This is a genomic window from Limimaricola litoreus (assembly GCF_024159025.1).
Taxonomy (GTDB): Bacteria; Pseudomonadota; Alphaproteobacteria; order Rhodobacterales; family Rhodobacteraceae; genus Limimaricola; species Limimaricola litoreus.
Genome location: NZ_JAMYXC010000305.1, coordinates 1 through 2,810, shown reverse-complemented (window position 1 = coordinate 2,810; position 2,810 = coordinate 1). Strand labels below are relative to the sequence as shown.

The 2,810-nt window shown below is 67.4% G+C and carries 3 protein-coding genes; all 3 read left to right on the top strand.

Annotated features, from left to right (window positions below; translation table 11 throughout):
- The first annotated feature begins 166 nt into the window (after positions 1-166).
- Positions 167-1,351 carry a glycine C-acetyltransferase gene (locus NHG85_RS18605; protein WP_253335216.1) on the top strand — a complete coding sequence of 395 codons (1,185 nt, stop codon included), beginning with the start codon at positions 167-169 and terminating at the stop codon, positions 1,349-1,351.
- Positions 1,352-1,365: 14 nt separating this feature from the next.
- Positions 1,366-2,400 carry an L-threonine 3-dehydrogenase gene (gene tdh, locus NHG85_RS18600; RefSeq protein ID WP_253335218.1) on the top strand — a complete coding sequence of 345 codons (1,035 nt, stop codon included), beginning with the start codon at positions 1,366-1,368 and terminating at the stop codon, positions 2,398-2,400.
- Positions 2,401-2,561: 161 nt separating this feature from the next.
- Positions 2,562-2,780: a DUF1127 domain-containing protein gene (locus tag NHG85_RS18595; RefSeq protein ID WP_253335214.1), complete on the top strand. Its 219-nt coding sequence runs from the start codon at positions 2,562-2,564 to the stop codon at positions 2,778-2,780.
- Positions 2,781-2,810 lie beyond the last annotated feature (30 nt).

The following is a 2,810-nucleotide window of genomic DNA, read 5'->3' as shown; positions in this document are numbered from 1 at the left end:
CTCGGGGCTTCGGGCCTGGCAGGCGGCGGCGCGGCTCGGTGCGGATTGGGGAGGCGAGATCCGGCTGGTGGCGCTCGGCTGATCCTGCCGTGGCGGCAGAGCTTGCAAGACGCCGCAGCGGGCATAGACTCGGGGCCTGCCCGCGCCGCCCCCGAAAGGAGCTTCCATGACCCGTTTCCTGCAAGACATCGAAAGCCGCCTCGAGGAGATCCGCGAGGAAGGGCTGTGGAAGACCGAGCGCGAGATCACCTCGCCGCAGGGCGGGCGCGTCGATCTCGGCGATCGAGAGGTCATCAATCTTTGCGCCAACAACTATCTCGGGCTGGCCGATCACCCCGACCTGATCCATGCCGCCAAGGAATCGCTCGATCGGCACGGCTACGGCATGGCCTCGGTGCGCTTCATCTGCGGCACGCAGGATCTGCATCGCAAGCTGGAGAGGCGCCTCGCCGAATATCTCGGCCATGACGACACGATCCTCTTCGCCGCCTGCTTCGATGCCAATGGCGCGCTGTTCGAGCCGCTCTTGGGCCCCGAAGACGCGGTGATCTCGGATGCGCTCAACCACGCCTCGATCATCGACGGCATCCGCCTGTGCAAGGCCAAGCGCTACCGCTTTGCCAATTCCGACATGGCGGATCTCGAAGCCAAGCTGAAGGAGGCCCGCGACGCAGGGGCGCGCCACGTGATGATCGCCACCGACGGCGTCTTCTCGATGGATGGCTACCTCGCCCGGCTCGACGAGATCCGTGCGCTGGCCGACAAGTACGACGCGCTGATGATGGTCGACGACTGCCACGCCACCGGCTTCATGGGGCCGAAGGGGGCGGGCACGCCTGCGCATTTCGGGGTGAGGGCCGACCTGTTGACCGGCACGCTGGGCAAGGCGCTTGGCGGCGCGATCGGCGGCTATATCGCGGGGCCGCAGCCCGTCATCGACCTGCTGCGCCAGCGGGCGCGGCCCTATCTGTTTTCCAACGCGCTGCCGCCTATGGTCTGCGCCGCGGGGCTGGAGGCGCTGCACCTGATCGAGAAAAGCGACGATCTGCGCGCCAATCTCTTCGAGAACGCCGAATACTGGCGCAAGGGGCTGACCGATCTGGGCTTCGAGATCCTGCCCGGCGAGCATCCGATCATCCCGGTCATGCTGCATGACGCCAAGTTGGCGCAGAAGATGGCCCAGCGGCTCGACGAGCTGGGCGTCTATATCTCGGCCTTCTTCTTTCCGGTGGTGCCCAAGGGCAAGGCCCGCATCCGCACGCAGATGAACGCCGCCCTCACCCGCGAGGATCTGGATGCCGCGCTTTCGGCCTTTGCCAAGGCGGGCCGCGAGCTGGGCGTGATCTCGTGAGCCGCCCCAACGGCATGACGGCGCTGGTCAAGGCCAGGCCCGAGGAAGGGCTGTGGCGGCAGATCGTGCCGGTGCCCGAGATCGGCCCCGACGACGTGCTGATCCGGGTCAACAAGACCGGCATCTGCGGCACCGACGTGCATATCTGGAACTGGGACGAGTGGGCGCAGGGCGCGGTGCCGGTGCCCTTGGTGACAGGCCATGAGTTCGCGGGAGAGATCGTCGAGTTGGGGCGTAACGTGACCGATCTCTCGATCGGCCAGCGCTGCTCGGGCGAGGGGCATCTGATCGGCAAGCACTCGCGCCAGAGCCGGTCGGGCAAGTTCCACCTCGACCCCGAAACCCGCGGCATCGGCGTCAACGAGCCGGGCGCCTTCGCCGAATACCTGCGGCTTCCGGCCTTCAACGTGGTGCCGCTCCCGGACGCCATCGACGACGAGATCGGCGCGATCCTCGATCCCCTGGGCAACGCGGTGCACACCGCGCTCAGCTTCGATCTGGTGGGCGAGGACGTGCTGATCACCGGCGCCGGGCCGATCGGCATCATGGCGGCGGCGGTGGCGCGCCACGTCGGCGCGCGCCATGTCGTCATCACCGACATCAACCCCGACCGCCTCGCGCTCGCCGCGAAGGTGGCCGACGTGGTGCCGGTCAACGTGGCCGAAGAGGACCTCGCCGAGGTCGTGCCGCGCCTCGGCATGAAGCAGGGCTTCGACATCGGGCTGGAGATGTCGGGCAACCAGCGCGCGCTTGACCAGATGGTGGAGCGGCTGGTGATGGGCGGGCGGATCGCCATGCTGGGCATCCCGCCGGGCAAGTCGCCCGTGGATTGGTCCCGCATCGTGTTCAAGGCGATCACCATCAAGGGGGTCTACGGGCGCGAGATCTTCGAGACCTGGTACAAGATGATCGCCATGCTGGAGAACGGCCTCGATATCCGCGGCGTCATCACCCACCGGATGCCGGTGGAAGATTATGTCGCGGGCTTTGACGCGATGCGTGGCGGCGGCTCTGGCAAGGTTGTGCTCGATTGGACCGGGCGGCGCTGAACCCCGGCCCATGCAGCGGATGCATGGCGGGTCTACGCCGGCAACGGGTTTTCTTTCGCCGTTATCGCTACCAGTTAGGGATCAACGACGCGGCGAATACGCGCCACGCCGATCAGGCCCTAGAACTGGGCCAGCACGGACCCGAACCAAGGATTTCTGACATGGCCACCGCCACCATCGACCAGCGCACCACTTTCAACACCGAAACCAACGGCCTCACCGCGATCACCGCCCGTCTCAAGGCCGCCTTCGCACGCAACCGCGTCTACCGCCAGACGCAGCGCGAGCTGAGCCTGCTCACCGAGCGCGACCTCGCCGATCTGGGCATCGCCCGCTCGGCGATCAGGCAGATCGCCCGCGACGCGGCCCGCGCCGCCTGATCGCGCGAGAGACCGCCCCCGGCGGCGCCT

Excerpts from the sequence above, each read along its gene's own strand:
- NHG85_RS18605 (WP_253335216.1), top strand. The coding sequence starts at position 167 with ATGACCCGTTTCCTGCAAGACATCGAAAGCCGCCTCGAGGAGATCCGC.
- tdh (WP_253335218.1), top strand. The coding sequence starts at position 1,366 with ATGACGGCGCTGGTCAAGGCCAGGCCCGAGGAAGGGCTGTGGCGGCAG.
- NHG85_RS18595 (WP_253335214.1), top strand. The coding sequence starts at position 2,562 with ATGGCCACCGCCACCATCGACCAGCGCACCACTTTCAACACCGAAACC.